Here is a 6234-nt window from a genome sequence, read left to right as displayed (position 1 = left end):
GCGCGCCTGCACCCTGCCCCTCACCGGCAAGGGCGTGGTCGACCGCATCATCACCAACCTCGGCGTGCTCGACGTGGTCCCGGGCGGCCTCAAACTCGTCGAACTCGCCGATGGCGTCACCGAAGCCGAACTCCGCGCCGCCACAGAGGCGACGCTGGTTTCATAGATCTACCGAAAGCTGCCGGTCGCCCTGTAAGCAGTGAGTGGCCGCTTTGGTTAAGATATGCGGGCTGCGGCGAGAGGGCGCAGCTTGGCGCACGGACGGCCCGCGTTGGGAAACCACCCAAGGAGGCAGCCGCCAGTTGCCGGGAGCTGTCTATGGGGAAAGGGTGGCGAGGGTGGTGGCCGGGATCGGTCTCGGCTTGGGACCGTGTCCGTTTGTTGCGGCGGCCGGTCCGTCTCCGGGCACGGACGGCCAGGAAACGGGCAGCGCGGGCGGCGATTTTGTCGGCGAAGTTTGGCGCGGAGGGCGGGCAGGACACGCGGGTTCGGCCGGTCCTCCCTTTGGCTGGTGCCAGCATGATGAACGTCTGGGGAATGGTCGTATCATCATGCCAACAAGTCCCTCGTCGGGGCAGGTGACCGCGGTTACTGGTCGGGGCGGAAGATCTCGATCACGCGCATGGGGCCGCCGCAGCAAGGGCAAGGCGCGCGCAGGGTCAGCGCTCCTGGTCCGATCGCCGCATCGGGAGGCGTAACTTGAGGTAGGCGCCGACCATGGCGCGGTTCTTCGCGATGTTGACCTTGCGGTTGGCGCTGGCCAGCAGGGCGTAGTGACGGATTCGACGAAAGCCATCGGGCAGGACGTGCGCGCCAGCGGCCAGCCGCGTGACAGCAGCCGGTCGCCCCGCTTGATGCGGTAGTCCTTCCAGCAGAAGGCGACGGTTGCGGCGTCGGCGCAGATCAGGCGGTTGTTCGAGATCGCGACCCGGTGGGTGTAGCGGCTCAGATACCCCAGCACTGCCTCGGGTCCGCCGCACGGTGGTTTGGCATAGACCACCCATTCGGGCTTGTGGAACGGGGCCAGCCACGCAGCGACGGCTCTGCTCTCGCGCCTGTTCATCCTGTGCAGTTCGCGTGCTTTCTGACGCCGGCCATATGCTTGGCCGAGGTGAAATCGCGGTTCGGTTGGCGCGATGAGATCGGGTTGATCTTGGGCTTGCCCGGAAACAGCCAGCCTTCGTGGCGCGCCTCGCGCCAACGCGGCGGCAGCAACTCAAGCAGGCCGGGCGACAGCATGACCTTGCGGTCCTTCTGGCCCTTGCCCTGCTTGACGTGGATCAGCAACCGGCCGCTGTCGATATCGCCGATCTTGAGTTTGCAGACCTCGGCCGCCCGGAGCTAGGCATCACAGGAGATGCTGAGCGTGCCGCGATACTTGAGCCCGTGCGTCAGCCAAATCACCGTGTGATCGGGACACCACTTGCGGTGGGCATAGAAGGAGCACGGGCTCACCGACGTGCCACGCAGGTTCAAGCCAAACCCAACGCGGCGCTGTCACGCCTTCGTCGGGTCTGCGTCATGAAACTTTCACTCGACAATCGTCTATATTTCCTTCATTCGGGAAATATGGAACATAACCGCGCCTCCCATGCCTTCGCCACGCTCGGCCACCCCGGCCGTCTTGCCGTGTTCCGGCTTCTCATGCGTTTTGCCCCCCAAGGCGTGCGCCCGACCGAGATCGCCGAAGCGCTCGGGATGAAGCAGAACACCCTTTCGCACCATCTGGCAGACCTCGGCGCCTCTGGTCTTGTCGCTGTGGAGCGGCGGGGCAGATCGCTGTTCTACGCGGTTGATCTTGACGCGACCGAAGGGTTGATCGGCTATCTCGCGCTCGATGTGGGGCGGGCGCGTCCCGATCTTCTGGCCCCCTTGGCCCTTGCACAAAAGGAGACTGCGCCCATGACCCCCGAGCCACGCGGCACCGCTTTCAACGTGCTCTTCCTCTGCTCGGGCAATTCCGCCCGTTCGATCTTTGCAGAGGCGCTGTTGCGCGATCTGGGCAAGGGCAGGTTTCACGCCCATTCCGCCGGAACGCGGCCGAGCAGCGCGCCGAACCCCTTCGCGCTTGCTGTGCTTGGCCGCAACGGCCACGACATTGCGGGCCTGCGGTCAAAACATGCGTCAGAGTTTCAGACGCCGGACGCCGGCACGATGGATTTTGTCTTTACCGTCTGTGACACCGCCGCAGCCGAGGAATGCCCGCCCTGGCCCGGCCAGCCGATTACCGGACATTGGGGCCTGCCCGATCCGGTCAAGGCAGGCGGCACCGATGCCGAAAAGGCGCTGGTCTTTGCCCAGACCTATACCGCCCTGCGCCGCCGCATCGCGGCCTTTGTCGCCCTGCCGTTTGACAGTCTGAACCGGATGTCGCTGCAAGCACAGGTCGATGCGATCGGCACCGATACTGGCACAAAGGACTGATGCAAGATGACGCGTATCGCCCTCAACGGCCTTGGCCGCATCGGAAAACTCGCTCTCCGTGACCTGATCGACAGCGGCGCAGGCGGCGAAATCGTGCTTCTGAACGACCCCGTTGGCGATGCCGACCAGCACGCGCTGCTGATGGAGTTCGATTCCGTCCACGGTCGCTGGCGCACCCCTGTCGCGGCGGCGGGCGATGCGCTGGTGCTGAACGGCCAGAGCATCCGCCTTGCGCATGAAAAGACCATCGAGGCGTTGCCCTTGGCCGAGATGGGCGTCGATCTGGTCATCGACTGCACGGGCGTGTTCAAGACCGCTGCAAAGCTCGCCCCCTATTACGCCGCCGGGGTCAGGACGGTCCTTGTCTCTGCCCCGGTCAAGGACGGCGATGCGCTCAACCTTGTCTATGGCGTGAACCACCATCTTTACGATGGCTCGCAACGTCTGGTGACGGCGGCCTCCTGCACCACCAATTGCCTCGCTCCGGTCGTCAAGGTCATTCACGAAGCGCTTGGCATCCGGCACGGGTCGATCACCACCATCCATGACGTGACCAACACCCAGACCATCGTGGACCGGCCCGCCAAGGACATGCGCCGCGCCCGCTCGGCGTTGATGAACCTGATCCCCACCACCACGGGCTCTGCCACGGCGATCACCCTCATCTATCCCGAATTGAAGGGCCGCCTGAACGGTCATGCCGTGCGGGTGCCGCTGCTCAACGCCTCGCTCACCGACTGCGTGTTCGAGGTGGAGCGGGCCACCACGGTTGCAGAGGTGAACGCCCTGTTCGAGGCGGCGGCCAAGGGGCCACTCTCGGGCATCCTCGGCTATGAAACCCGCCCGCTGGTGTCTTGCGATTTCACCAATGACCCGCGCTCGGCCATCATCGATGGCCCTTCGACACTGGTGACCGGCGGCACGCAGGTCAAGATCTTTGCCTGGTATGATAATGAATGGGGCTATGCCTGCCGCTTGGCCGACATTGCCCGCATGGTCGCCCGCCACGCCTGACCGTGTCGCCTGTCTCCAGATACCCTCTGGCGGACCCTCGGGGAAAGTCGCCGCGGACCGCCCATAGCCCGAGGCGCACCTGATGCCCGATCTCAACCCGCTGCGCGCCTACGCTGCCGTCACTGCCGCCTATTGGGCCTTCATGCTGTCGGATGGCGCCCTGCGCATGCTGGTGCTGTTGCATTTCAACAGCCTTGGCTTCACGCCGGTGCAATTGGCATGGCTCTTTCTGCTTTATGAACTGGCGGGCATCGTGACCAATCTGGCGGCGGGCTGGCTCGCCGCGCGCTTCGGCCTTGCAGCAACGCTTTATGGCGGACTGGCTTTGCAGGTGGGCGCATTGGTGGCGTTGGCGCAGCTTGATCCGTCATGGGGCATCGCCGCCTCGGTCGCCTTCGTGATGGCGGTGCAGGGGGTTTCGGGCGTGGCCAAGGATCTGGCCAAGATGTCCTCCAAATCCGCCGTGAAACTGCTCGCGCCAAAGGAAAGCGGCGGCCTCTTTCGCTGGGTCGCTCTGCTCACGGGGTCGAAGAACGCGGTCAAGGGCTTGGGCTTTTTCCTCGGCGCGGCGCTTCTGGCGCTGGCGGGGTTCCGCGCTGCGGTCTGGAGCATGGCCGGGGTCCTGGCGCTGATCCTCTTGGCGGTGGTGCTTTTCCTGCCTGCGGGCTTGCCGGGGCGGATGAAATCTGACGAGGCTTGGGGCGGCTGGCGGTCGCAAGATGCGCGGGTGAACCGGCTCAGCCTTGCGCGGCTGTTCCTATTCGGCGCGCGGGATGTGTGGTTCGTCGTCGGCATCCCGGTCTATTTTCAGGCCGTGCTCTCGGACGGCAGCGCCGAGGGGCGGCGCGAGGCCTTCTTTCTCATCGGCAGTTTTCTTGCGCTCTGGATCATCGCCTATGGCGCGGCGCAGGGCATGGCGCCGCGCCTTCTGGGCGCCAAAGGCCAGCCCGAGGCCGAGACGGTCCGCAACGCGATTGTCTGGGCCGGGCGTCTCGTGCCGATCCCTTTTGTGCTGGCAGGGGCAGCTTGGATGGCACCCGCGCCTGCCGATTGGCTGACCGCCACACTTGTCGCGGGCCTCTTGCTGTTCGGCTTTGTCTTTGCGGTGAATTCCTCTGTCCACTCCTACCTGATCCTTGCCTTCGGATCGGCAGAGCGGATCACCCGCGATGTGGGCTTTTACTATATGGCAAATGCGGCGGGTCGGCTGGTCGGCACGCTGCTTTCCGGACTCAGCTACCAGTTCGGGGGCCTGCCGCTGTGCCTGGCCACCGCAGGGGCGATGGCCCTTGCAAGCTGGCTCGCCGCGCGCCGCCTCGCCGGAACGTGACGCACCCCAGTTGCACAAGGTAAAGGCATGTTGAGCAAAACTTCATCCACATTTCGCTCATGACATAGGCGTCCAAAGGATCACCCTTGCGACTCGCGATAAAATCCGGTCAAAGGTTAACGTCCGCGCCGTGCGTTCAATTTAATGAGTTGGTCTAGGTTTTTTTGTGATCCTTTGGTTCCTCCCATGTTGACGGGGCAGATTGACTCATGAGCTTGGATAGCACGCACCTGTTTGCCGAGCAGGATGTCTCGCACCGTTTGCAGCAATACCCCCGCAACATCTGGACCAAGTTCCGCGCCGCTCTGGACCGGATCGAAGCGCATGACTTTTACGGCGCGCGGCGGCTCCTCGAAGGGCTGAAGTATCATCCGGAGGCCAGCGAGGACATTTGCGCCATTTATTGGCAGCGCCTGATGCAGGCCGAGGCGCAGCAGCGCCCGGTGCGCAAGATCAACATACCCAGCGATTACACGGGCTCGCTGGACGAGCGGCTTTTGCTGCCCTTCCGTCGGCTCAATGCCGATCAGGCTGTGCCCAAGCCCTACCCTTGGGCGATGGCCTTGCCGCCCTATGCCGGGGCGGGCAATTCTTACCGTTTCTTGCAAGAAGCGGCCGCCGGACTGGCCGGACATTTCACCCCCGCAGTGCGGCGGGTTCATGTGGTCTGGTCGCCGCTTGCCGTCGACGCCTCGGCGCAGCGCTCCGTGCTGGCCGGCCTTTGCGATCTGGTGTTTGCGGGCCGCCTCGATGTGACTGTTTTCGGAGGCGACGGGCTTGACGCAGCCGCTGTCTTGCCGGGGCAAGGCACGCTGTCGCTGCGTGCGCATGCGCTGCAAAGCTCGCAGGGACAGTCGGACCTGCGGCAGATCGTGCGGGACTGCGATCAGGTGCTTTTCGTTGCCGGAGCACCGGCGATCGACCGCATGCTTTTGCAGCGCGGTCTGCAACTGGCCGAAATCTCGGATGCGGTGGTGCAGCCCGTTGTGCCGATGCCAACCGGCACGCGGGCAGGGCAGGGCTTTGCAACGCTGTATTCCGACGCGGCCTTGCGCGAGCGGTTCAGCGGGCGCTATCCGTTCCGCGACGTGGCGGGGCTGAACATGCTGGTGCCAGCGCGTCTGCTGCGCGAAATCGGGCTGACCGACCCGCGCTTTGCCAGCACCACACTTGCGGCGCGCGAACTCGCCTACCGGGCCAGCGTCCGCGGTGCCTGGCTTTGTCCGCTTGCCGTTGACTCCTTGGCGGGCCACTCCGACCAGGAAGCCTTCCCCGCCGAGCAGGAGCTTTACAAGGCGCTGTGCCCGAACCACTGGGACCGCAAGCGGGATGTCTGGCATGAGGTGTCGAAGGTTTCGGTGTATATTCCGGCCTATAACGCCTCGAAATACATTGAGCGCGCGGTGGAAAGCGTTCTGGCGCAGGACGTTGCCGATCTGGAGGTCTGCATCGCCAATGACGGCTCG

4 protein-coding genes and 3 pseudogenes are annotated in these 6234 nt (G+C 64.5%); 5 read left to right on the top strand and 2 right to left on the bottom strand.

The window, feature by feature from the left end; all coding sequences use genetic code 11:
* Positions 1–166 (top strand): annotated as a pseudogene (locus G3572_RS22150) (succinyl-CoA--3-ketoacid-CoA transferase); the annotation flags it as partial.
* Between the two features lie 422 nt (positions 167–588).
* Here the strand turns inward: G3572_RS22150 and G3572_RS22425 are convergent.
* Both G3572_RS22425 and G3572_RS16195 read right to left on the bottom strand, forming a co-directional pair.
* Positions 589–1051 (bottom strand): annotated as a pseudogene (locus G3572_RS22425) (transposase); the annotation flags it as partial.
* Positions 1052–1059: 8 nt separating this feature from the next.
* Positions 1060–1386, bottom strand: a pseudogene (locus G3572_RS16195) (tyrosine-type recombinase/integrase); the annotation flags it as partial.
* Positions 1387–1569: 183 nt separating this feature from the next.
* On the opposite strand from G3572_RS16195, the gene G3572_RS16190 reads away from it, so the two are divergent.
* The 4 genes from G3572_RS16190 to G3572_RS16175 all read left to right on the top strand — a co-directional run.
* Positions 1570–2424, top strand: coding sequence for a metalloregulator ArsR/SmtB family transcription factor (locus tag G3572_RS16190; RefSeq protein WP_164613818.1), 855 nt, complete (start codon positions 1570–1572; stop codon positions 2422–2424).
* 6 nt (positions 2425–2430) lie between these two features.
* On the top strand, positions 2431–3438 hold the full coding sequence (locus tag G3572_RS16185; RefSeq protein WP_164613774.1) for an ArsJ-associated glyceraldehyde-3-phosphate dehydrogenase: 1008 nt from the start codon (positions 2431–2433) through the stop codon (positions 3436–3438).
* An 82-nt stretch (positions 3439–3520) separates the two neighbouring features.
* Positions 3521–4768 (top strand): organoarsenical effux MFS transporter ArsJ, encoded by a 1248-nt coding sequence (gene arsJ, locus G3572_RS16180; protein ID WP_164613772.1) that lies wholly within the window; start codon positions 3521–3523, stop codon positions 4766–4768.
* 209 nt (positions 4769–4977) lie between these two features.
* A partial coding sequence (locus tag G3572_RS16175; RefSeq protein WP_164613770.1) for a glycosyltransferase family 2 protein occupies positions 4978–6234 on the top strand: 1257 nt, incomplete at its 3' end.

Origin of the sequence: Pseudotabrizicola algicola, from assembly GCF_010915705.1 — a bacterium.
GTDB classification, from domain to species: domain Bacteria; phylum Pseudomonadota; class Alphaproteobacteria; order Rhodobacterales; family Rhodobacteraceae; genus Pseudotabrizicola; species Pseudotabrizicola algicola.
This window is presented reverse-complemented; position numbering and strand designations above follow the sequence as displayed.

Excerpts from the sequence above, each read along its gene's own strand:
- arsJ (WP_164613772.1), top strand. The coding sequence starts at position 3,521 with ATGCCCGATCTCAACCCGCTGCGCGCCTACGCTGCCGTCACTGCCGCC.
- G3572_RS16190 (WP_164613818.1), top strand. The coding sequence starts at position 1,570 with ATGGAACATAACCGCGCCTCCCATGCCTTCGCCACGCTCGGCCACCCC.
- G3572_RS16185 (WP_164613774.1), top strand. The coding sequence starts at position 2,431 with ATGACGCGTATCGCCCTCAACGGCCTTGGCCGCATCGGAAAACTCGCT.